Below are 21,979 nucleotides of genomic sequence, written 5' to 3' on the forward strand. Positions count from 1 at the left end.
AGCGACCCCTTGCACCCCATGCAAGTGCGCTACCGGGCTGCGCTACGTCCCGAACTTCCGGTACGTTCCTGAGGAACGGGACGCGAAACTAATAAAATATTCTTATTTCCAAACAGAAGATTTGCAATTTGTTACTGATTCATCAGGATAAATGCAATGATGATAACGATCACCAGCAGCACCACCATCGTTACTTTCCCCGCCGATACCGGCTTTTTGCCATGTACTTTTCCCGTTTGCCCGTTGATGAGGAAATGGTACGTTTTCTTTTTGTACACGTAAGTACACAGCCATATCGGGAGGAGCACGTGCTTGTACGTCTGGTCAGTATAGCTGGTACTCACTTCCAGGCCCTTGTAGGTATCGATCCGGCATAAACCGGCACAGGCTTCCTCAATAAAATTTTTCATGATCACTTCTGCCCTGTTATACCCTTCGTGTACCGCAATATCGTATACATCGGCTTGCCAGCCGGAAAGATACTGCGGATCGAAGTTCACGAGCTCATCGAGCTGATAGGGAAAAACGCTTTCATATTCCCTTTGCGACAGCTCGTTGGCGCCGCCGATAAGGATATCATCGAAAAAATGATCGAAGGTGCCGCTTCGGTAGATCCACTCTGTATGCCGCACCTGCCGGCTTTGGCGCCTGCCGTTGCCGTCGGTGTAGTATTCCGTTTCGTAGTAATACCGCCCGCCGTAGCCGCTCCACTTGCTGTGCGTTTGGGCGTCGTAGGTCCAGAATGGAAGGTAAATGCCGTGCAAGGCATCGTGGCGGGCTACTTCACGGAGGTCTCCCGGCGCCCACCAGCCCTTGCCGATCCAGGATTTGAAAATTTCGAGGGATTGCTGCCGGTCCACCTTAAAAGGCACGATGCCCGAAGGTTGAATCACCCGCGTTTTATAGGCTTCCGGGTTCACCGCCAAGTAGTTGCAGAAACTGCAGGTGAATGTGGGCACTTCCGACGTAAAGACCGATTGGGAACCGCAGCGCTTGCATTGATATACCCTCTGCTCCACCGTTACCGATGGATCATTGCCAGCCTCCAATTGCTGCCGCAGGTTGTGCTCCAGTATCCGGTCTTTCGATTGCCCGATTTCTACCTGCGTACCGCAATGCCCGCACACGAGCATCTGGTCTTTCGGACTGAAATACAACTGGGAATTGCACCCCGGGCAGGGAAACAATAATAAGGGGGCGTTGGCGGTGCTGGTTTCCATGTATTGAAATGATATCGCCGGCGTCCGGCGTGAATATTTTTATAACCTGGCGAGAATCTCAGCTTTCTTCTGGTTGAATTCCTCTTCCGTAAGGATACCCTGCGCTTTCAGCTCGCCCAATTGCTTCAGCAGATCGAGCAGCTGTTGCTTGTTGACGGCCTCACTGGCAGCGGGTTGCTGCGGCGCGGGTTGTTGTTGCTGCTGGAGCATATTGGTAAGGATCACGCCAGCACCCATTCCGGCCGCTCCGGCTGCGCCGGGATTGCCGGACAGGTTTTCCAGCGCGATACCTCCCTGCATTTGGTTGAATTGGTTCAGTTTGTCGGCCAGCATATTCAGCTGGGTGGTTTTATCGAGGATTTTCTCCACTTCTTCCGGCAACGTCACATTCTCGATATAGAACTGCCCGAGCTCAATGCCCCAGGCGTCGAATTCCTGCTGGAATACGGGCTTTAACTTCTCACCGAGTTCTGTAAAATTAGCCGCCAGGTCCAGGATAGATATGCCCGCTTCTGCCAGGCCTTCCGACAGCTTGCTGATGATCACATTCCGCAGTTGCTCGCTCACCGCCTCGATCCGCACCCAGGGATGCGTACCTGCGAACTCCCGGATGAATTTCCGCGGATCGGTTACCCGCATGGTATACGTCCCGAACGAACGCAGCCGCACTTGCTGGAACTGCGGGTCGCGGACGATCACCGGGTTGGAAGTACCCCATTTCAGATTGGTGAACTGCTTGGTGCTCACGAAAAAAACATCCACTTTAAAAGGCGAGTCGAACAGGTATTTCCAGGATTTCAGGGTGGTGGTGACCGGCATGTTCTGGGTAGACAATTCATGCCTGCCGGGCGGATAAGCGTCGCCGAACTCGCCTTCGTTCATGAGCACCGCCACCTGCGACTCCCGCACGGTCAGCTGCGCCCCGTTCATGATCTTATTGCCTTTGTCGGGGAATTTGTAGATTACCGTATCCGATGTGTCATCCACCCAATCGATGACCTCGATAAATTCATTCTTGATAAAATCGAAAATTCCCATGGTAGCGGTTTTAGTTGAGATGAAAACAACCATGGGAAGTTACGTAAAAATCAGGCTTCATTCATCGCGGATATTTCCTGTTTACAAACGGGGCTATTCCCAGCTGCCGGCCATCGATACCTGCAGGCTGTCGCTTTCCACTTCCATATCAATCGGGAAAATGATCTTGTATTTGTCCATATCAACGGAACATCCGCTGATAAAACCCGTGGAATCGCCCCATAGCTGCACGCGGTAAGTGGTGTTATACAACGTCATCGGGATCCTGGGATGGATGCTGAAAGTCGCGGGCAGGGTGAGGTCTGCCGGGTAAAAGCCCGTATGCGCAATCGGGTCCTGTCCTGTTTCATCGAAAACCAGCAAGTAAAGGCGCTGGGATGGCGCCGCCGTCCGTTTATACCCGTTCAGCCGGATGGACTTCAGGCTGAAAGTCCGGTTTTCTTTCCCGCAGCTGACCAGCAGTGGCAGCAACAATACAAATAATATTTTCTTCATAACTGTTTTTTAAAAGCCTCATGCCGGCGAAAGCCGCCGGGATCTCAGGAACACTGCTGTCCTGTTCAGGTACGGGAACAAGGCGATCAGCAGCAGCGTTCCCGTGATCAGCAGCGCCATCCATTCATAATAATCCATCGCAAAACGCAGTTGCCCCTGCCGGTTGATATCCCCGATCAGCAGCTTATATCCTCCCCGCACCGATTGCGCGTGTTCCAGCCCCCTGGCCGTCAAGTGCCCTGCCTGTTTCCGCAGCGCCTCGCGCACGAGGGGGCTCGTGGCGGTCAACCGGTCCTGGAAAGCATTGTAATGCCGGCTCTTGCCGTACAATTCCAGGTAATTGATAATGCCGATGCTGACCACAAAACCCAGGTACCGCACCGCGAGGCAAACCGCCGACGCCGAAACACCCAGGGATACGGGCACGGCAGAAATGGCGTAAATGATCGTCGGCACCATGATCATCCCCACACCCAAACCCTGCACGAAAAGAGGCAGGAAATAATTGAAAGGGTCCGCCTGCACGTCGAACAGGAAATACATCTGTACATGGAACACCAGCAGCAACAGGAACCCCGGCAGCCAGATGTGCCGGATCCGCTTCTGCATCAATGTCATGGTACAGGCGATGATCACTCCGGCCACGAGGCCGGCGAGGTTGAATACGTTGATGTAAGACAGGTGCATGGGATCGAAGCGCAGCACCGAAGTGAAATAGTTATTGGTGATGCCCGACGCGAACCGGCAGATATACATCACAAACAGCACCAGCAGGCCGATCCGGAAATTGCGGAACCGGAATGTACGCAGATCGATGTAAGGCCGCTTCATCGCCCGCTGCCGCAGGACGTACAATACTGCAATGCCCGCGATCCCCAGCACGCTGTATCGTATCCGCCCGTCGGCCAGCCAGTAATATTCCTGGCCGAAGATCATGATGTAACCGAACAGGCATAATGCAATGCTGTACAGCGCAAAACTCTGCCAGTCGAGCTTGGATAATGGGAATTTCACCTGCAGGCGGACGTTATTCATCGTCAGCAGCAACAAAACCAAACAAGGCAGGTAGGAAAACACCGCCGCTTTGTAAACGATGTTGAAATTGAACGCGTCGATGAGATCGGCGGTCACCAGGTTATTGAACGGCAACGCGCACAACAGCAATCCGAAGAACACCGAAAAACTGATCTCGCGGGCGCGCTCGCTGCGCAAACGGGTGAACATGAGCGCCAGCGACAGGTTCACCGTACACGAAAATAACATTCCCTGGAAAAAGCGCACAGGGAAAAGAATGTATACCTCCCGGCTATGGTAGCAGATCAGCGCCGACAACATTTGCAGGAACGTGAACAGGATGAAATATTCCCGCGTGGCCAGGTAAGTGAAGAAACGGCGCTCCAAACTGTAAAACCCTACATATCCCGCATAAAATAACGCCACGGCGAACTGGATATCGGCCGGTTCGCTGCCATAGTACCCCGCCGCTGCGTTAATATTCGCCATGGGCAGGAAAAACAGGACCAGGCTCGGCAGTACCAGCAGGAACAGGATCACTTTCACCCACCATTCCGGCACCCAGCGTTTGAATATGGGAATAGCCTTATCCACGATGCTGCCTTTTGCGGATGTAAACATTCACGTTCATGCCCACTTTCAATACATCGATAAATTTCCTTTCCCCGTCGATGCGGATACGTACCGGCACCCGCTGCACGATTTTCACATAGTTGCCCGTGGAGTTGTCGGGCGGTAGCAGCGAAAAGCTCGATCCTGTTGCAGGCGAAAAGGAGATGATGGTGCCCCTGAACTCCCGGCCGGGATAAGCGTCTGCGATCACTTTCACGGAGTCGCCGATCTCCATGCCGGCAACCTGCGTTTCCTTATAGTTGGCTACCACCCATTTGTCGGTTTCATCATTCACGATAAACGCCAGCGTTTCACCCGCATCGATCATCTGCCCGGTTTCGACTGTCCGCCGTCCCATCCTGCCGTTATACGCCGCGGTAACGACCGTATAACTCACATCCAGCTTATGCCTGTTCAGCAGCGACTTTAGCCTGGCGATCTCCGCGCTCACCACGTATTTTTCCGCCTCGATATCCGCAATGCGCGAGGCCGCCGCTTCGTAGTTGTCCTGCGCGGCCTGGTAATCGCTGGTGTATACGTCCAGCGTGGCTTTCACGTGCTCCAGTTGTTGTTGGGTGGCGGATTCTTCCCGGTAAAGTTGCTGATAGCGGTCGTAATCCAGCTGCTGCTTCCAGACTTCCGCCTTCGTGGCCGAAACTTTCGACCGGGCCGATTGCGCCGACTGCCCCAGGGTATGGATATTGCTCTCCAGCACGCGGAGCTGCGCTTCGGCCTTGCGGATCGAAGCTTCCGTCTGCTCCTGCTGCAACACGTATTCGCGGTTGTCGATAACCAGCAGGGTATCTCCCTTTTTGACATGCTGGTTTTCCTCGAATTTCACCGCCACGATAAATCCCCCTGCCCTGGCGATAACGGGGTTTACGTATTCCTGCACCTGAGCGTCGTTGGTTTGTTCGTAGACGTAGTATCCCCACAGCGTGGCAACGCCCCAGGCGGCCAGTGCGAGCACGATGATGCCGGCGATCCATCCTGTGATGCGGGTGATCAGCCTGTCGGTTACGGTATATTTCTTTTTCATGTTGTGTATTAAAGAATGCCTGTGATGTTTTGCAGGAGGTAATGCCGGTCCTGCGCGGCGATGCGCGCGGCCGCCAGCTCGAAGCGCGTCTGGAGCACCTGCACGTCCGCATCGAGGAGATCGGTAATCAACGACGTATGGTTGAAGTAAGTGTTTTTGATGATGCGGGCGTTTTCTTCGGCCTGTAGCACGTTTGCTTCCGCCACGCGGATGCGGACCAGCGATTCGCTGTAACGGAGAAAGGCCTCCATTACCTGCTGGCGCACCTGGTCTTCGGTGTCTTTATGCGTTTCTTCTTCCTTTTCCAGTTCCAGCTTTGCCGCCCTGACTTTATGTACGTTATGATACAGTTCGGATATGGGGAAGGAAGCTTTCAGCCCCGCTACGCCGAGCGAATACCAGTAAGGGTTGTAGGGAAAGAGGAATATCTGCGGGTTGGCATAATAGAATTCGCTGTACATGCCGGCTTTGGGGCGCACGTTTGCTCTCACTTTGCGCAGGTGCAGCTTGCTCAATTCGGTTTGCTGTTCGGAGATATGATAAGGGAACGAATGCGCGAGGGCTTCGGCGAGATAATGTTCGTATTGCCTGGGCGCTTCGGGTTGATCGTTGATGGATGCGGGAAGGATGATGCTTTCGTCCGGCTCGCCCATGAGGATATTGAGCTGCTGGCTGGCGATGCGGATGTCGTTTTCGATCGTGACCTGCGCCAGCTTCCGTTTCGACAGTTCCAGTTCCACCCGCAGCACATCGCTTTTGAGGACTGTTCCGTTCTTATGGAAAGCTTTAATCTCCTTCAGCTGCTGCTCCTGGTCGGCGATATCCTGCCGGATGAGGTCACGGAAAATAAGTGATTTTTGCAGGTCGAGATAACAGGACGCTGTTTTGTAATGGATATCCGAAACGGCCTGGTCTTTCCGGATGAGGCTGATCCGGTGCAGCGTTTTCGCTTCCGCGATTTTGAGATTGAGTTTGTTCCCGTTGTAAAGGTTCAGGTAAAGATCGGCGCCAACGCGGTAAAGGGTGTGGATCACTTCGTGCTGGGACGGTTTCGAGAATAACCCGTTTTCATATACCGGGATGTTTGTGGCTTTTTCAGCGGTGCCTTTGACGCCTAATTCGGGGTAGCGCTCCATCCGCGCATCTTTTACTTCTTCTTCGGCAATGCCGGCAGACATTTTTCTTATTTCCACCAGCCGGCTGTGTTCGTCCGCCTTTTGCCAGGCCTGGGAAAGTGAGATCCTGATCGTATCCTCCGCAACCGCCTTTATTTGCCCGTATATGGGAAGGCTGCTGCCTGTAAAAATCAACCCGGATAACCACACTAGTTTACTTCGGTTCATCGTGGGTGCAAAATTATAACGCCGGCAGATATCGCGTTTCTCCTAAAAAGTCAATCTTTTCATCATTCCGGCCAAAATGCATAATTTTGCATGCACATATTTGATAGCGCAACATGGGCCTCATTGCTTCCTTACCGGAAATAGACAAGAAGAAAGACAGCGTGTTCGTCATGCACGAGAAGTCAGAAAAACTCATCCCGCTGCATTCCCACACCAAAGGACAACTAAGCTACGTAGAAGGCGGCATCGCCTATATCACCATCGATTTCAAAACGTATGTAGTGCCCGCCAGGCATTACTTCTGGATACCACAGGGGATGGAGCATATCCTCCGCATCGGCTACTCCGCCACGGTACTGCGCTCCCTGTACTTTTACGCGCACGACGACCAGACGGACCCTTTCTTCAGCCGCCTGGGCATCTATCCCGCCAGCGAACTGCTCATACAAATGATCAACTATACGGAAAGATGGGATGGCAGGCACGTTACCGTCAAAGACGACAACTTCGAATTCCTCATCGCCCTGAAAAACATCCTGCCCCAGCTCAACAATAAAGCCCTCCCCATCATCCTGCCCGTTACCGATAACGAACAGATGCAAAAAATCATCCGCTACCTCGAAAAGAACATGGCGGAAGCCCTTACCGCCAAAAGCATCAGCAGCCAGTTCAACCTGAGCGAGCGCTCCATGTCCCGCCTCTTCCAGGCAACGCTGCACATGTCTTTCCTGCAATACCTGAAAACGCTGCGCATGGTAAAAGCCATCGAGCTGATCCTGAAAACCCAGCAACCCATAGGAGACATCGCGTTTGCCGTCGGGTACAATACCATCAGCTCCTTCAGCGACGCATTCCAGGATTTTACCCACGCCCGGCCTACGGACTTCCGGAAAAACTAACCATCGGGACGGCCTATCCGTGAAATGCTAAAATCCTATATTACTTGGCTAACGTTGCTATAGTACAGCTTCCGGATTTCGACTACTTTTATTGGTCTTCCGGGGAAAACCGGGATTGCCTTTCCTGGCAGAGGGCGCCGGACTACAACGCTTGTCAACCTCGAATAGAACCACAATAAAACTGTTTATTGAATGATGATGAAGCAAGGAATTTTTTATGTATGGATGATCTGCCTGATGTTACCCGTTGTGGCACAGGCACAAAAGAACACGGCCAACCGGATCTGGTATACCACTCCCGCCGATGCCTCCGCTAAAGACAATCCGAATGGCTGGGTGAGCGATACCGCCTGGCTGAAAGCGCTGCCCGTTGGCAACGGGCATATCGGCGCGATGGTATTCGGCGATGTCAACAAAGAGCGCATCCAGCTCAACGAAATGACGTTATGGAGCGGCAGCATGGACGAAGGCGACAACCCCGACGCACCGAAACACCTCGGAAAGATCCGGGAGCTCCTGTTCCAGGGGAAGTACAAGGAAGCGACGGAGCTGACGAACAAAACGCAGATCACCAAAAATAAAGGCTCCGGCCACGGTAACGGCGCCAACGTGCCTTTCGGCTGCTTCCAGACCCTGGGCGACCTCTGGCTGGACTTCAACTCCACACAACCTTACACCGCCTACCACCGCGAACTGGACCTGGTCAACGGTATCGCCATGAGCAGGTTCACCCAGGGCGGCGTTACGTTCACCCGCGAAGTTTTCGCCAGTCACCCCGCCAGGGCGCTCGTGATCCGCCTGACGGCCAGCAAACCCGGGTCCATCAGCTTCAACGTTTCCATCGACCGGCCGGAAAGATTCTCCGTTTCCACGCAGGGCAACGCCCTGGTGATGGAAGGCGTTATGAACGACGGGCGCGGCAACGACGGGATGCGGTATAAGACCAACGTATCGCCCATCCTGAACGGCGGCACCGTCCGCGCAACGGGCAACAGCCTGGAGATCAAAAAAGCGGATGCGGTGACGCTGATCGTTACGGCCAAAACCAACTACCGGCAGCAGTACCCGGAATTCATCAACCCGGATTATGAAAATGAACTGGCGGCGGTTACCCGTAAAGCCACGGCGCAATCTTATGCCGCGCTGAAACAGGCGCACATCGCCGATTTCAGCGGATTCATGAAGCGGGTGCAGTTTACTTTGGATGGCGCAACGAACGACGTTCCCACCAACGAACTGCTGCATAAGAATTTCCGGACGAAGAATGAGCAGATCCTCTATCCGCTGTACTTCCAGTTCGGCCGGTACCTGCTGCTGTCGTCCTCGCGCGAGGGCGGCCTCCCGGCCAACCTGCAGGGCATCTGGGCGAACAAGATCCAGACGCCGTGGAACGGGGATTACCATACCGACATCAATGTGCAAATGAACTACTGGCCGGCGGAAGTCGCCAACCTGCCGGAGAGCCACCTCCCGCTGATGGACCTCATCGCCTCCATGCAGGAGCCGGGTAAAAAAACCGCGCGTATCCAGTACGGCATGAACGGCTGGGCGCTGCACCCCATCACCAATATCTGGGGATATACTTCGCCCGGCGAATCGGCCAGCTGGGGCATGCACATCGGCGGCGGCGCCTGGATCATGCAGCATGTGTGGGAACATTACAACTTCACGCGCGACGGGGCTTTCCTCCGCAAGGCTTACCCCATGCTGAAAGAAGCGTCCCTTTTCTACCTCGACTGTCTGGTTCCCGACCCGAAAACGGGTAAGCTCGTATCCGGCCCCTCTCCTTCCCCCGAAAACACTTTTAAAGCGCCGGACGGCTCCAAAGCACAAATCAGCATGGGGCCTTCGCACGACCAGCAGGTGATTTTCAACCTGTTTGAAAACATCCTGGCGAGCGCGAAAATCCTGAAGCTGAAAGATGAGGAGTTCCTGGCGAAAGTTGCTGCCGCAAAGGCCAACCTGGCGCGGCCGGCGATCGGTCCGGACGGCCGTTTGCTGGAATGGGCGGAACCGTTTGAAGAGGCAGAGCCCCGTCACCGCCATCTTTCGCACCTGTTCGCGTTTTACCCTGCCAACGAGATCACGATGCAGAAAACGCCGGATCTGGCCGCGGCCGTAAAAAAATCCCTGGAAGCCAGGGGCGACGGTGGTGTGGGCTGGACCTTCGCCTGGAAGATCGCGTTGTGGGCGCGTTTGCACGATGGCGACAGGGCGCTTTCCATCCTGAACAACCAACTGCGGCCCACGGATGATACGGGCACCAAGATGGATAATGGCGGCGGTACCTACTATAATCTTTTCGACGCCGGCCCTCCGTTCCAGATCGACGGTAACTTCGGTGTGATCGCCGGGATGGCGGAGATGCTGTTGCAGAGCCATGAAGATTTCATCGAACTGCTGCCAGCGCTCCCCGCCGCCTGGAAGAGCGGCAGCATCAAAGGGCTCGTGGCGAGAGGGAATTTTGTAGTGGATATGGAATGGAAGGATGGAAAACTGAAGAAAGCAAGCGTATTGTCGCGGTCGGGCGTTCCCTGCAAACTGCGCTACAACGGCAAAACGGTGGACATTCCCGTTAAACGCGGCCAAAAGCTGGCGGTGGAGAAATACTTCCTGTAATACATACATTAAAATAGATGAAGGGCCGCTGCGAGCGGCCCTTTTTTTGTTTTTCGAAACAACAGCCGAAACCGGCGCAGAAAACTACTGGAACCAGTAATCTCACGCTTACTTCTTTCCGCTACTTTTGTTGTAACCGAAGACCCTGAGCCCGTATAGCCCCGGACAAACTTTCACCATAAACGCCACGTACGTCCAATGAAAAAACGCTATTACCTCGCAGCCATCGTGCTGCTGCATGCCTGCATCAAAGACCCTCATCCGCCGTTACCGCCGGAATCACCCAAAGCACTGCTGGTAAAAACGGTCCGGATCGAATCATGGTCAACCGATGGTGAAGACCAGACGTTCGAAATGCATGAAAAGTATGTGGATGAATATCTGTACAACGGGCAAAACAAACCGGTGGCGCGCCGCCGGTATTCCAGCAATTTCACGGGCGATACCAATCAGCTCACCTACGATGCATATGACACCTTGTTTTATGACAGCAGGGGAAGGGTGAAGCAGGTAGATTTCCATGACCTTCACTATCAAAAGCAAATGAGCTCCTACCGGTTCTTTTACCAGGGCGCCGCAACGCTGATCGATCAATACGAGCTCTGGACGCGGTGGAATAATCCCCATGCCGATACGCTGACTTTCAACGGCCGCATGACCTTCAAATATGTCGACTCCGGCGTTTTCCGGATATTGCCTTACCCGAACGGGACCGGTATAGATACGATTTTTTATGCCTACCGCAACAATAACTTCCAGTATATCTCCTTTATATCCCTGGGCCTGCATCCGGACGATTACCACGTAGAATACGACAACAAGCCCAATGCGAGCGAGTGCTTCAATCTCCCGCAGCCCACGATGGTATTCCCCTTGCCTTCGATGGATGTGGTACGGCCGCTGGCGGATAAGAACAATTACATTGTGCGTGAGCGAAACAATAATGAGGGCGCTCCGCGGATACTAACCTACGATACGCTGGGCCACCCCATTCATATGTTGCTCCCTTCACCGGAGACTTTCGCGAAAATGCAGATAAGGCTGGAATACCGGCTTTTGAATTGATAAAGTAAACTGTAAAATGACCGGAAGCAGGTAAAACAAAAAAGGTTACCATTTCTGATAACCTTTTTGCAGTGTCGGGACGACTAGATTCGAACTAGCGACCCCTTGCACCCCATGCAAGTGCGCTACCGGGCTGCGCTACGTCCCGAACTCCGGTCCGTTTGTTTGTGACGGGATGCAAAAGTAACGAATGTTTTCATTTCCGCAAATTTTTCTCCGGGAAATTGTCAAAAAACTGTTGACAACCGCTTCCCGCTTGCTATACATCCGACCACATTTATGCGTACATTTGCACGGGATAAAATCAAAAGATGCAAATTTTACTGAAAAGCGCGACCATCGTTTCTGAACATTCGCCTTTTAACGGGCAGCAAAAAGATGTACTGATCGACAATGGCGTGATCGCTTCCATATCCGACAATATCGCACCCGGCAACGCACAAGTCATCAGCGGTAACGGCCTGCATGTTTCCGGCGGATGGATGGATGTGTTCGCCCATTTTTGCGATCCCGGGCAGGAATACAAGGAAGATCTCCAATCCGGCGCCCTCGCCGCAGCGGCGGGCGGATATACGGCGGTAATGATCGTTCCCAATACGCAACCCGCCCTTCATACCAAAACACAGATCGCTTATGTGCAGAACCAGGCCCCTCACAACGTGGCCGAAATCCTGCCCATCGGCGCCATCACCAAAAACCTGGAAGGCGCTTCGCTCGCTGAAATGTATGAGATGAAAGACGCGGGCGCCGTGGCTTTCTCCGACGGGCTCAAACCCGTACAGTCCTCCGGCCTGCTCCTCAAAGCCCTCCAGTACGTGAAAGCCTTCAACGGCGCCGTGATCCAGATCCCGGACGATGCCAGCATCTCCGCCCACGGCCTCATGCACGAAGGCATCCACTCCACCCGCCTCGGCATGCCCGGCAAACCCGCCATCGCCGAAGAGATAATGCTCAAACGCGATCTCGACCTCCTCGAATACACCAACTCCCGACTGCACGTAACCGGCGTATCCACCCGCGGCTCCATCCAGCTCATCGCCGATGCCAAAGCCCGCGGCCTGCAGGTCACCTGCTCCGTTACGCCTTACCACCTGCTGTTTACCGACGCCGACCTGGCTTCCTACGACAGCTTCCTGAAAGTCAACCCTCCCCTGCGCACGCAAGATGATGTAGACGCCCTCCGCGCCGCCGTAGCCGACGGTACGGTGGATTGCATCGCCTCGCATCACCAGCCGCAGGACTGGGACGCCAAGCAGGTGGAATTCGAATACGCCAAATACGGCATGATCGGCCTGGAAACGGCTTTCGCCGCCCTCCGCGCCGCACTGCCCGATCTGGAGCCCGCCAAACTGGCCCGACTGCTGTCTGACAACCCGCGCAGCATCTTCGGACAGCCCGCCATCACGATCAAGGAAGGCGCAGTGGCCAACCTGACCGTATTCGAGCCCAACACCGAATATACACTGAGCGACGACCGCTTCCAGTCCAAAAGCCGCAATACCCCCTTCCTCGGCAAGCCCGCGAAAGGCAGCGTGACCGGTATCATCCGTCAAAACAAATCCTGGTTCCGGTCATGAAAAACAAAACACACTTACGCTTCGGCTTCCTGGCCGCCGCGATCAATTTCGCCCTGCTGCTGACGCAATATTTCACGCATACCAGCTCGGCCAATATCTTTTTCCGTATCCTTTCGCTGGCGGTGCTGGTGGTAGCCGTGGTGGCTTCCTGCCTGCGCTTTTCCCGCGAGATGGAGCACAAAGCCAGCTTCGGTGAGGTTTTCGGCACGGGGTTCCGCACCACGGCCGCCGCTACCGTGATCTTCGCCGCGCTGTTCATGCTGTTCGCCCAGGTAATGCCCGGTTACAAAGACGCGTTCATCCACGACATGATCGCCATGGGACCCCAGGCCGATATGCCTGAAACCCACGCCGCAGAATTCGAGCGCCTCAAACAGGCATTTCCCGTAACCGTGCTGTCCGGTATTCTCATGTTATATGTGCTCCCCGGCATCGTAGCCGCGGTACTGGGAGCCGCCTTAGCCAAAAAGAAATGAAACACCTGGATATATCCGTTATCGTTCCCTTAAAAAACGAAGAAGAATCCCTGCCCGAACTGGCGGCATGGATCGACCGTGTCATGCAGGACAACGGTTTTTCCTATGAAGTGTGGATGGTAGACGACGGCAGCACCGACCAATCCTGGGAAGTGATCCGCGAAATCTCCGCTTCCAACCCTAACATCAAAGGCATCAAATTCCAACGCAACTACGGCAAGTCCGCCGCGCTCAACGAAGGCTTCCGCAAAGCCCAGGGCCGCGTGGTCATCACCATGGACGCCGACCTGCAGGACTCCCCCGACGAAATCCCCGGTCTGTACAAAATGATCGTGGAAGACGGCTACGACCTGGTCAGCGGCTGGAAGAAGAAGCGCTACGACAACACCCTCACCAAAAACCTCCCCTCCAAGCTCTTCAACTGGGCCACGGTGAAGATGAGCGGCATCAAGCTGCACGACTTCAACTGCGGCCTGAAATCCTACCGCAAAAAGGTAGTGAAAACCATTGAAGTGTACGGAGAGATGCACCGCTATATCCCCGTGATCGCCAAGTGGAGCGGGTTTCGCAACATCGGCGAAAAAGTGGTAGAGCACCGCAAGCGCAAATACGGCACCACCAAATTCGGGCTGGAGCGCTTCATCAACGGTTTCCTCGACCTTGCATCCATCACCTTCGTAGGGCGTTTCGGCAAGCGGCCGATGCACTTCTTCGGGGCGCTGGGCACGCTGTTTTTCATCATCGGTTTCATCATCGCAGGGTACCTGGCCGTAGCCAAAATATTCTGGATGCAATACAAGATGACGGAACGCCCATTGTTCTTCCTCGCCATGCTGCTGCTCATCATCGGTTCCCAGTTATTCCTCACCGGGTTCATCGCCGAACTGGTGGCACGCAATGCGCCGGAACGCAACTCCTACCTGGTGGAAGAAATCCTTGAAAACGAAGGCTGATGTTTCAGGCAAAGAAAATCGTCATCATCGGCCCGGCCCACCCTATCCGGGGAGGCCTCGCTGCGTTCAACGAACGCCTGGCGCGCGAACTGACCGCCCAGGGCCATGATGTGCAGATCCATACCTTCTCTTTCCAGTACCCCTCGTTCATGTTTCCCGGGAAGGAACAATATACCTCCGCCCCCGCGCCGGAAGGACTGCGGATCAAACGGAGCGTGCATTCCCTCAATCCCCTGAACTGGCGCAAAACAGGGCTGGACATCCGCCGGCAGCGGCCCGATATGGTGATCGTCGCATTCTGGATCCCCCTGATGGCCATGAGCCTCGGGAGCCTCGCGCGCATCATCCGCAAGAACGGCCACTCCCGCATCGTGGGCCTCGTCCACAACCTCATTCCCCACGAAAAAAGACCGGGCGATGCCGCCCTCACCCAATATTTCGTCAACAGCTGCGACGCCTTCATCACCCTCAGCCGCGAAGTCCTCAGCGACATCCGCCGGCTGACCCATAAACCGGCCGCATACGCCCCCCATCCCGTCTACGACCACTTCGGCGACGCGCTCCCCGCAGCGCAGGCCCGCCAACACCTCGGATGGGACGAAAACGCCAAATACCTCCTCTTCTTCGGGTTCATCCGCCACTACAAAGGGCTCGACCTCCTGCTGCAGGCCATGGCCGACCCGCGCATCCGCGCCATCGAAAACCTGAAACTCGTGGTGGCCGGGGAATTCTACGAAGACCGGAAGAAATACGAACCGCTCCTCGGCCCCAATGTGACCCTGGTCAGCGATTTCATCCCCGACAGCGACGTAAAATATTACTTCTCCGCGGCCGACCTGGTGGTGCAGCCTTACCGCACGGCCACCCAGAGCGGGATCTCGCAGATGGCCTACCATTTCGGGACGCCCATGCTGGTCACCAACGTAGGCGGCCTCCCGGAAATCGTGCCCGACGGCAAAGCCGGGTACGTGGTCCCGCCCGATCCCAACGCCATTGCGGAAGGTATCCTCCGCTTCCTCGAACAGCCTGCCGGGCAATTCGCCGCGTTCATCAAAGCGCAACAGCAGCTGTATTCCTGGGGCCATTTCGTAAAAACGCTCGAAACACTGCAATAAATCGCCGCTTTTGGGGTTATAAGTCTAGCATCATGAAAGCCATTTTACTCATAATCGCCTTATTCTCCGTACATGCCGCCCTGGGCCAGAAGCTCCCGGCAGCCAGTTTCGCCGAGCTCGAAAAGCGGCAGGACTCCCTGCGCGTAATGAGCTATGAGATCATCAACGGCAAAACGCAGGAAGTACGCAGCACCCGCAACGACGCGTTCATTCCCGCACTCGTCAAAGCCCTCAAAACACCGTACTCTTTCTACTTCCCGTTCGATTCACTGACCACCATGGCGAAGGTCTACCCGGCCGACAGCACCTTCCGCATCTTCACCTGGCCGCTGGAGTACGACAACAGCACCTTCCGGCATTTTGGCGTGATCCAGATGAATACGAAAGACGGCGCCCTGAAACTGTTCCCGCTGTTCGACAATTCCGATTACACCGCCAACCCGGATACCATCACCAACCACCACGGCTGGTACGGATGCCTGTATTACGGCATCATCCAGCGCCGGTATTTCAATGCGGAATACTACACGCTTTTCGGGTGGGATGCCAACAACATGCGGAGCCAGAAAAAGATCGCCGAAGTGCTGACCTTTAAGGAAGGTGAGCCCGTATTCGGCGGCCCATTCTTCAGTTTCGTGGAAGACACCGTAAAAAAGCCCACGCGCAACCGCTTCATCCTGGAATACAAGCGCGACGCGGCCGCCGGGCTCAATTACAACCCGGAAGCCAATATGATCATCTACGATCACCTCATTTCCGAAACCGGTGAAGAAGCCAAAAAACATACGCTCGTTTCCGATATGGATTACGAAGGTTTCAAATGGCAGGCCGGCAAATGGGTACACGTCGAAAAGATCTTCCACGACGCATTGGAAAAAGGCAAAGTGCCCGTCGGCGTACCGCTCGACAAAAGCCGCTCCAATCTGAAAGAGCCGAAAACCTACGATGAAATAGAAGCGGAAGAGGCCGCCAAACAAGCGGAAAAAGACGCGAAGAAAAAGAGGAAAAAGCAGTAGCCCGTCATCAAACCATCACCCAGCCCCCGTTGCGTCGCACACTTCGGCGGCGGCAGGCGGGTCAGCATCGCATCAGGGCGCGGGAATCTCGCCGTCCGGCAGGGGAAGATCGTTGGTATCGTGGTTGAAGACGTGCAGTTCAATATCGGAAAGCTTGTCGTACGGGTAATGCGATTCCGGCCCGAAGAGCAACATCAGCCGCACCTGCCCTACCGATCCCTTCAATCCTCTCCCGCTGTAAACCGGCACAAACACCACGCGCTTGTTGTAGGTAGATACTGAATCGGTAATAATCACCGGCGGCCGTTCGCCTTTCACATATTCACCATACACTTCACAAATACGCTCGAATTTGCGGGCCAGCGTAGCCTCCGTTTGTTTGATCTCCTTCAGCGGAACACCTACCAGCGCCCGGAAGCCCTTCATATCCCGCTGCTCGATCATGGCCAGCACGGCATTGCTCGTCTCCAGGATTTCATTTTTCGCCGCAGATTGCCGCTCTTCCGGAGAAGCGCAACCCACTGCCATCAGGGCCGCAAACATGCATGTGTACTGCTTCATCACCACAAGATAATGAAAAAAAGAATCCGCCACGGCGGGCGGATCCGATATAAAAAGTTTGCATGCGCGCATCAATCTTTCGGCTGCTGCACATTCGACGCCGGCAGTTTTGCCACCGGCTGCTTGAAATCCTCCGCCGTCACTTTATCCTCTTTGCCGAGATACGTCCATTGCACATCGGTAAGGTAACTGTTGAACACGCGGTTCACGTCTTCCGTTTTCACCTGCCCGATCCGGGAATTGATCTCGTCGAAAATGCGCCAGTTGCCCGAAGCCTCGCAGGTCGACATCACATTCGCCTGCGCTCCGCTGCTCTGGTTCGTCATGTAATAGCGCGTGAGGTAGGATTTCTTCTTGTTCTCCACTTCCTTCGGATTGAACCCGTTCTCCTTTACGTCGTTGATGATCGCCGTCATCACTTCCAGCGACTGCTTCGGATCAACGGTTGTGATGTACAGCTGCGCGGCCGGAGTTTCGATGTAGGAGTTGTTGTACCCCGCGGAAGGCGCGTAGGAAAGGCTGCGCTTGGTCCGCAATTCCACGAAATACCGGTCGTACAACATGCTCATCGCAAACTGGAACAGCGGCCCGTCGGGCGAGTAATATTTCGGCGCGTTGCCCAGGCCCACGATGTAATTCGTGGCCAGGTCGCGGTTGCTGATCTTCACGCCCTGTTTGATGGCCGCGGTTTGCGGGGCACGCGGCGCCTGGCCTGCCGGGAGCGCCGCCAGCGTGGTTTTCACCTTTTCCACAATATCCTTCTCCTCCAGGTTGCCGACGATCACGAGATAAATCCGTTGTTTGCCCAGGAGCTGTTTATAAAAATCCTTCGCTTCCTGCAGCGTCAGTTTTTCCAGCGTAGCCGGCAGGCCGCCGGGGCGCTTCGCATAGTCCGTTCCCTCGAACAGCTGCTGCGTGGCCAGGATGCGGAGATATTGGTCAGGATCCGCCTCCAACTGTTTGGCGTTGGACACCATACGTTCGCGCTCCAGCCTGAATTCGTTTTCATCCATCGCAGGGTGCAGCACGGCGTCGGTAAACAGCGCCCAGCTGCGGTCCCAGTTTTCGCGCAGGCAGGTCATCGTCATGTACGAAAAATCGTTCCGCGCATCCGCGCCGAATTCCGTTCCCAGCTTCTCCAGTTCCGCCGACAAGGCGTCTTTACTCACCGTCGCCGTCCCCCCGTTAAGGGCGGTTGTCAGCGCCAGCGGCTCCAGGCCCTGCTGCGCATCCGTAATATTGGTGACGCCCCCGCGGATGCAGAGGTTCACGGTAGCCACCGACTTCTCGGTCTTCTTGAAAATCACTTTGATCCCCTCTACCTGCAATTCCTTCGTAGTCTGGCCGAGCACCGGCATGCCGGCACAAACGAGTATGATGATATAGATGATCCTTTTCATGTTCGATGTTTAAGCGGTTAACGATAAAGCGCCTCCAGGCTGGTGACGTTCCATTCCTTCTGCATGTCTGCATTCAACAGCAACCCGGCGACTGAGGGCTGGTTTTTGATGTACTTCCGCACATATTCCTGCACATCCTGCCGCGTCACTTTATTCAGTTCCGAGATGTAATCGAAGTAATAATCCAGCGAAGCGGAGGCCCACCAGAAACTCAGCGTATGAATGTAATCGGTCGTGGCTTCCATCCCGAGCTTCTCCCCGTTGGCCAGTTTGATCTTCGACGTTTCCAGCTGCTCGTCGGTAAAGTAATCGTCACTGTCGAACTGCTCGATCTGCCGCGCCAGTGCCTGGAACGACTCCCTGAACTTGCCCGGGTTCGGCACAAAAAACACCTGTATCGGCCCCACGAATTTCGCCGTCTGGTACCCGATCCCCACATTCAGGGCATACCCGGAATCCACGAGGTTTTTCTGGAACTTCGAGTTCTTCTGTGACAGGATATACGAGAAAACATCCGCCACCAGCGTGGCTTTGATGTCCTTCCGCGTATCCGGCCCGTGCCACACCTGCAACAGCATGGGCACGCGGGCGTTCGGGCTTTCCACCACGAAACGCAGGCTGTCTTTCCCCTTCAGCGGCTCAAACTCCGGGATGGGCCAGCGTTTGAAGGGATCGAAGCCCGCGGGTTTCCAGTCGCCGTAAACCTCCTGCGCCTTGCGGAACACTTCTTCATGTTTCACATCTCCCGCCACCAGCAGGATCGAGTTGTCGGGGAAATAATATTTGTCTTTGATGACCCGCATCTTCTCCGGCGTAGCCGTCAGGATGATATCGTGGTCGCCGATGGGATTCTTGCGGGAGTAATGCGCACCCCAGGTCTTGCGGTTTACCTTGTCGAACAGCGCCCAGGCGGGATTCGATTCCGCCCGCTGGAACTCCCCGTCCACCACGGGGTTTTCCTTCTTCATTTCTTCCTGCAAAAACAACGGGTACCGGATCGCGCTGTTCATAAACCGCAACCCGTGGTCGAGGTCTTTGCTGCCCAGCGTGAAGAAATAATTCACGCGCTCCTGGCTCGTGGTGCCGTTAAACGAAATCCCCAGCTCCTGTATGCGCTCGAGGTATTTCTCCTGCGAGGGAATGTCTTTGTTGGCCTTGAAAAACATGTGCTCGTACAAGTGGGAAAGACCGTTGAACTCGTTGTCTTCCGTATAGGACCCGTTGCGGACGGCCATCTCGATGGTGACCAGCGGCACGGAATGGTCTTCCAGCACGAGCAATTCCAGCCCATTCGGGAGGCGGGACAAAAAGATGTTGGAAGGCCGGTTTTTCGATGACTGCGCGGATACCGCCACTGCCAGCAGCAGCAACGTAAGAAAAAGGGGCGTGTGCTTCATGTGCGATTTTCTAGGGTCAGGAAATAAAAACAGGTTCGGAAAAGATGTCGGCAGGGCGCGAATGCCCTTATTAAATATAAAGGATAATTGTCAATTCCGGAACAATGGGGCCGCGTTTCGGGGAGCTGGATAAAAAGAAAAAGGCGCAAGAGCATGAAAACCCTTGCGTCTTTCTATTAAGTTATTGATTATCAGAATAATTCGCCCTGAACATTCCCGGTGTCGTCGTCTTCCGCCTCGGCTTCTTCGTCTTCGGTGATCAGTTCAATATTGACGAAATCCTCCCCGGCGATCTTGTGGCCTACGGTGCGCCAGCCGGTCACTTCGTAAGCTTCGTGCAGGGAGATTTCTTCTTCCTCCGGATCGCGTTTCTTGCCGGTGCGCAGGATCACGACAGGTTCGGCCTGTGTGGTGACCAGTTCCACATGGTTTTTCGCGCCTTCCTTGATGAAGGAGAACTTGTTATTGAGGGTCTGCGTTTCGATCTTGAAGCGCTTCACGTTATACTGTTTCTTATCCGCGTCGAAGTATACGGCCGATACGATCCTTTCCGGGTTGAACTTCTCGATATACATCGCATCGTCCGCATCGTAACGATTGGTCAGCTCGAAATTGGTCAATTCGTAGGTACCGTTTTTATAGAATACCACGATTTTGTCCTCCCCTTCAAAAGACCCCACGAACACGCCGCGCTGGTCTGTATTGAGACGGCCAACGGCGTCGTCGTACCAGATTTTCAGCCCGCTGAGGGTGGAAACGCCTTTCTCCTTGAACTTCACCGAACGGATGGGCCATTTGGTCACCACGTTCCCCATGGAGCCGCGGCCCTTGATGGGAATGGTTTCGAAGTAGAAATCGAATTCCTTCTTCTTGGCGGCACAGTTGGAGCTGAGCTTCACGGTTACTACTTCCGCTTCGCCGTTGGGATTGGCGGTGAAGTAATGCACCTTGGAAGATTTATCTTCCTTCGCGAGGTGGTATTCCTTGTCGCGGGTAATGCCGGTTACGTTAAAGCGCTTGGCCAGGCTGTAGCCGGTTTTTCCGTCCACGTAGATCATGTTGTAGGTCATGCGCTCGTCGCCCTTGCGGAATACGTCGACATGGATGATATCCTTGCCTACGAAGGTTTTGTCGGCCACTTTGGTCACCAGCATCACACCGTCGCGGCGGAATACGATGATATTGTCGATATCGGAGCAATCGGCCACGAACTCATCTTTCTTCAGCGAAGTACCGATAAAACCGTCTGCCCGGTTCACGTACAGTTTGGTGTTGGCGATGGCCACAGACTGCTGCTGGATGGTGTCGAAAGTTTTGATTTCGGTCTTCCTTTCGCGGCCTTTGCCGTATTTCTTCAGCAGGTTTTCAAAATAGGCCACTGCGTAATCCGTGAGGTTGGCCAGGTCGTGTTTCACCTGTTTGATATCGGCGTCGATGGCCTTGATCTGCTCGTTCAGTTCGTTGATATCGAGGCGGTAGATACGGCGCACGGGCTTTTCCGTGAGCTTCACGATATCCTCGCGGCTGATTTCCCGTTTGAGCTGTTTTTTGTACGGCCCGAAACCTTTGTCGATAGCCACAAGTACGGCTTCCCAGTCCTTGTGCTTTTCTTCCAGTTCCTTATAGATCCCTTTCTCGAAGAAGATTTTTTCGAGGGAGGTGTAATGCCATTTTTCTTCCAGTTCTGCCAGGCGGATTTCCAGTTCCTTGCGCAGCAGCTCCCTCGTGAATTCGGTGGAGCGCTTCAGCAGGTCGGAGGCGCCGAGGAAGAGGGGTTTATCTTCCACGATCACGCAGGCGTTCGGGGAGATGGATACCTCGCAGTCGGTAAAGGCGTACAGCGCGTCGATGGTGATATCGGGCGAGATGCCGGGCGCCAGTTGCACTTCGATCTCGACATCGGCGGCGGTGTTGTCAATTACTTTTTTGATCTTGATCTTCCCGTTGTCGTTGGCCTTCACGATGGAGTCCATGAGGCTGGTGGTGGTCACGCCATAGGGCACGTCTTTCACCACGAGCGTCTTTTTATCTTTCTCCTCGATGTGCGCCCTCACGCGCACTTTGCCGCCGCGTTTGCCGTCGTTATAGTTATTGACGTCGATCATGCCGCCGGTGAGAAAGTCGGGATAAAGCTCGAATT

General features: G+C 54.6%; 18 protein-coding genes and 1 tRNA gene. 8 read left to right on the forward strand and 11 right to left on the reverse strand.

The genetic code is table 11. From position 1 onward, the window contains the following. Positions 1 to 131 precede the first annotated feature (131 nt). The 6 genes from Q0510_RS23265 to Q0510_RS23290 form a co-directional block, all read right to left on the reverse strand. Positions 132 to 1,220 (reverse strand): hypothetical protein, encoded by a 1,089-nt coding sequence (locus Q0510_RS23265; protein ID WP_298717164.1) that lies wholly within the window; start codon positions 1,218 to 1,220, stop codon positions 132 to 134. 39 nt (positions 1,221 to 1,259) lie between these two features. Further along, positions 1,260 to 2,258: an SPFH domain-containing protein gene (locus Q0510_RS23270; protein ID WP_298717167.1), complete on the reverse strand. Its 999-nt coding sequence runs from the start codon at positions 2,256 to 2,258 to the stop codon at positions 1,260 to 1,262. Between the two features lie 93 nt (positions 2,259 to 2,351). Then, the gene (locus tag Q0510_RS23275) at positions 2,352 to 2,753 is read right to left on the reverse strand and encodes a hypothetical protein (RefSeq protein WP_298717170.1); all 402 of its coding nucleotides are present in this window, start codon (positions 2,751 to 2,753) and stop codon (positions 2,352 to 2,354) included. 18 nt (positions 2,754 to 2,771) lie between these two features. Continuing rightward, the gene (locus Q0510_RS23280; RefSeq protein ID WP_298717173.1) at positions 2,772 to 4,388 is read right to left on the reverse strand and encodes a beta-carotene 15,15'-monooxygenase; all 1,617 of its coding nucleotides are present in this window, start codon (positions 4,386 to 4,388) and stop codon (positions 2,772 to 2,774) included. After that, entirely contained in the window at positions 4,354 to 5,418 is a 1,065-nt protein-coding gene (locus Q0510_RS23285; RefSeq protein ID WP_298717176.1) for an HlyD family secretion protein, read from the reverse strand. The genes Q0510_RS23280 and Q0510_RS23285 overlap by 35 nt, the downstream gene beginning before the upstream one ends. 8 nt (positions 5,419 to 5,426) lie before the next feature. Further along, positions 5,427 to 6,761 carry a TolC family protein gene (locus Q0510_RS23290; protein ID WP_298717181.1) on the reverse strand — a complete coding sequence of 445 codons (1,335 nt, stop codon included), beginning with the start codon at positions 6,759 to 6,761 and terminating at the stop codon, positions 5,427 to 5,429. Positions 6,762 to 6,874: 113 nt separating this feature from the next. Here Q0510_RS23290 and Q0510_RS23295 point away from each other — a divergent pair, with 113 nt between their 5' ends. The 3 genes from Q0510_RS23295 (at position 6,875) to Q0510_RS23305 (ending at position 11,344) form a co-directional block, all read left to right on the forward strand. Continuing rightward, positions 6,875 to 7,660: an AraC family transcriptional regulator gene (locus Q0510_RS23295; protein WP_298717184.1), complete on the forward strand. Its 786-nt coding sequence runs from the start codon at positions 6,875 to 6,877 to the stop codon at positions 7,658 to 7,660. A gap of 192 nt (positions 7,661 to 7,852) precedes the next feature. Further along, positions 7,853 to 10,279 carry a glycoside hydrolase family 95 protein gene (locus tag Q0510_RS23300; RefSeq protein ID WP_298717185.1) on the forward strand — a complete coding sequence of 809 codons (2,427 nt, stop codon included), beginning with the start codon at positions 7,853 to 7,855 and terminating at the stop codon, positions 10,277 to 10,279. Between the two features lie 198 nt (positions 10,280 to 10,477). Then, the gene (locus tag Q0510_RS23305; RefSeq protein ID WP_298717188.1) at positions 10,478 to 11,344 is read left to right on the forward strand and encodes a hypothetical protein; all 867 of its coding nucleotides are present in this window, start codon (positions 10,478 to 10,480) and stop codon (positions 11,342 to 11,344) included. Between the two features lie 74 nt (positions 11,345 to 11,418). On the opposite strand, the gene Q0510_RS23310 is transcribed toward Q0510_RS23305, so the two are convergent. Continuing rightward, positions 11,419 to 11,492: transfer RNA gene (locus Q0510_RS23310), tRNA-Pro, on the reverse strand. Positions 11,493 to 11,655: 163 nt separating this feature from the next. Here Q0510_RS23310 and Q0510_RS23315 point away from each other — a divergent pair. Genes Q0510_RS23315 through Q0510_RS23335 form a run of 5 tightly spaced genes read left to right on the forward strand, consistent with a single transcriptional unit; the run spans position 11,656 to position 16,481 of the window. Then, positions 11,656 to 12,921 (forward strand): dihydroorotase, encoded by a 1,266-nt coding sequence (locus tag Q0510_RS23315; RefSeq protein WP_298717192.1) that lies wholly within the window; start codon positions 11,656 to 11,658, stop codon positions 12,919 to 12,921. Next, positions 12,918 to 13,397 carry a DUF4199 family protein gene (locus Q0510_RS23320; protein ID WP_298717195.1) on the forward strand — a complete coding sequence of 160 codons (480 nt, stop codon included), beginning with the start codon at positions 12,918 to 12,920 and terminating at the stop codon, positions 13,395 to 13,397. The genes Q0510_RS23315 and Q0510_RS23320 overlap by 4 nt, the downstream gene beginning before the upstream one ends. Continuing rightward, the gene (locus Q0510_RS23325) at positions 13,394 to 14,350 is read left to right on the forward strand and encodes a glycosyltransferase family 2 protein (RefSeq protein WP_298717198.1); all 957 of its coding nucleotides are present in this window, start codon (positions 13,394 to 13,396) and stop codon (positions 14,348 to 14,350) included. The genes Q0510_RS23320 and Q0510_RS23325 overlap by 4 nt, the downstream gene beginning before the upstream one ends. Next, positions 14,350 to 15,465 carry a glycosyltransferase family 4 protein gene (locus Q0510_RS23330; RefSeq protein WP_298717200.1) on the forward strand — a complete coding sequence of 372 codons (1,116 nt, stop codon included), beginning with the start codon at positions 14,350 to 14,352 and terminating at the stop codon, positions 15,463 to 15,465. Before Q0510_RS23325 ends, Q0510_RS23330 begins: the two co-directional genes overlap by 1 nt. A 32-nt stretch (positions 15,466 to 15,497) precedes the next feature. Then, positions 15,498 to 16,481 carry a hypothetical protein gene (locus Q0510_RS23335; protein WP_298717203.1) on the forward strand — a complete coding sequence of 328 codons (984 nt, stop codon included), beginning with the start codon at positions 15,498 to 15,500 and terminating at the stop codon, positions 16,479 to 16,481. Positions 16,482 to 16,553: 72 nt separating this feature from the next. Here Q0510_RS23335 and Q0510_RS23340 read toward each other — a convergent pair whose 3' ends face one another. The 4 genes from Q0510_RS23340 to Q0510_RS23355 form a co-directional block, all read right to left on the reverse strand. After that, on the reverse strand, positions 16,554 to 17,042 hold the full coding sequence (locus Q0510_RS23340) for a hypothetical protein (RefSeq protein ID WP_298717206.1): 489 nt from the start codon (positions 17,040 to 17,042) through the stop codon (positions 16,554 to 16,556). Between the two features lie 71 nt (positions 17,043 to 17,113). After that, positions 17,114 to 18,442 (reverse strand): pitrilysin family protein, encoded by a 1,329-nt coding sequence (locus tag Q0510_RS23345; protein WP_298717209.1) that lies wholly within the window; start codon positions 18,440 to 18,442, stop codon positions 17,114 to 17,116. Positions 18,443 to 18,459: 17 nt separating this feature from the next. Then, the gene (locus tag Q0510_RS23350; protein ID WP_298717212.1) at positions 18,460 to 19,839 is read right to left on the reverse strand and encodes a pitrilysin family protein; all 1,380 of its coding nucleotides are present in this window, start codon (positions 19,837 to 19,839) and stop codon (positions 18,460 to 18,462) included. Between the two features lie 191 nt (positions 19,840 to 20,030). Further along, positions 20,031 to 21,979: DNA gyrase/topoisomerase IV subunit A (locus Q0510_RS23355; RefSeq protein ID WP_298717215.1), on the reverse strand; the 1,949-nt coding region annotated here is incomplete at its 5' end.

It is taken from the genome of uncultured Chitinophaga sp., assembly GCF_937874145.1.
Taxonomy (GTDB): domain Bacteria; phylum Bacteroidota; class Bacteroidia; order Chitinophagales; family Chitinophagaceae; genus Chitinophaga.

Excerpts from the sequence above, each read along its gene's own strand:
- Q0510_RS23265 (WP_298717164.1), bottom strand. The coding sequence starts at position 1,220 with ATGGAAACCAGCACCGCCAACGCCCCCTTATTATTGTTTCCCTGCCCG.
- Q0510_RS23270 (WP_298717167.1), bottom strand. The coding sequence starts at position 2,258 with ATGGGAATTTTCGATTTTATCAAGAATGAATTTATCGAGGTCATCGAT.
- Q0510_RS23275 (WP_298717170.1), bottom strand. The coding sequence starts at position 2,753 with ATGAAGAAAATATTATTTGTATTGTTGCTGCCACTGCTGGTCAGCTGC.
- Q0510_RS23280 (WP_298717173.1), bottom strand. The coding sequence starts at position 4,388 with ATGTTTACATCCGCAAAAGGCAGCATCGTGGATAAGGCTATTCCCATA.
- Q0510_RS23285 (WP_298717176.1), bottom strand. The coding sequence starts at position 5,418 with ATGAAAAAGAAATATACCGTAACCGACAGGCTGATCACCCGCATCACA.
- Q0510_RS23290 (WP_298717181.1), bottom strand. The coding sequence starts at position 6,761 with ATGAACCGAAGTAAACTAGTGTGGTTATCCGGGTTGATTTTTACAGGC.
- Q0510_RS23295 (WP_298717184.1), top strand. The coding sequence starts at position 6,875 with ATGGGCCTCATTGCTTCCTTACCGGAAATAGACAAGAAGAAAGACAGC.
- Q0510_RS23300 (WP_298717185.1), top strand. The coding sequence starts at position 7,853 with ATGATGATGAAGCAAGGAATTTTTTATGTATGGATGATCTGCCTGATG.
- Q0510_RS23305 (WP_298717188.1), top strand. The coding sequence starts at position 10,478 with ATGAAAAAACGCTATTACCTCGCAGCCATCGTGCTGCTGCATGCCTGC.
- Q0510_RS23315 (WP_298717192.1), top strand. The coding sequence starts at position 11,656 with ATGCAAATTTTACTGAAAAGCGCGACCATCGTTTCTGAACATTCGCCT.
- Q0510_RS23320 (WP_298717195.1), top strand. The coding sequence starts at position 12,918 with ATGAAAAACAAAACACACTTACGCTTCGGCTTCCTGGCCGCCGCGATC.
- Q0510_RS23325 (WP_298717198.1), top strand. The coding sequence starts at position 13,394 with ATGAAACACCTGGATATATCCGTTATCGTTCCCTTAAAAAACGAAGAA.
- Q0510_RS23330 (WP_298717200.1), top strand. The coding sequence starts at position 14,350 with ATGTTTCAGGCAAAGAAAATCGTCATCATCGGCCCGGCCCACCCTATC.
- Q0510_RS23335 (WP_298717203.1), top strand. The coding sequence starts at position 15,498 with ATGAAAGCCATTTTACTCATAATCGCCTTATTCTCCGTACATGCCGCC.
- Q0510_RS23340 (WP_298717206.1), bottom strand. The coding sequence starts at position 17,042 with ATGAAGCAGTACACATGCATGTTTGCGGCCCTGATGGCAGTGGGTTGC.
- Q0510_RS23345 (WP_298717209.1), bottom strand. The coding sequence starts at position 18,442 with ATGAAAAGGATCATCTATATCATCATACTCGTTTGTGCCGGCATGCCG.
- Q0510_RS23350 (WP_298717212.1), bottom strand. The coding sequence starts at position 19,839 with ATGAAGCACACGCCCCTTTTTCTTACGTTGCTGCTGCTGGCAGTGGCG.